A 293-nucleotide genomic window follows, 5' to 3' on the forward strand; every position below is an offset into this window, starting at 1 on the left:
CTATCATTGCCAAGACGATCTGCCATCGACAGTACGTCCTCAAAGTTTTTATAGTACACAAACAGCCCCTGACGCAGATCAAGCCAATCGACTGCAGTAGCGTATTCATAAGCCCACTCTGTATCGAACTCATGCAAGAAAGAGTCCCAGTCGAAGTCCAAAGCTGTTAACAGACGACGCCCGAAGTCTCGAGCATCTACCACCCCAGCACAGTCAACCTCTGCGATATACCATCCTTCACGCTCAAGATAGGGCTTCATACAATTCTGCCAATACCCATCTTCCTCAATGAA

At 47.8% G+C, this 293-nt stretch carries 1 pseudogene; it reads right to left on the minus strand.

Annotation, left to right across the window (positions count from 1 at the left end):
• Positions 1-293, minus strand: a pseudogene (locus HMPREF3016_RS01245) (hypothetical protein); the annotation flags it as partial.

The organism is Rothia sp. HMSC065D02, from assembly GCF_001815285.1.
In the GTDB taxonomy this organism is placed as follows: Bacteria; Actinomycetota; Actinomycetes; order Actinomycetales; family Micrococcaceae; genus Rothia; species Rothia dentocariosa.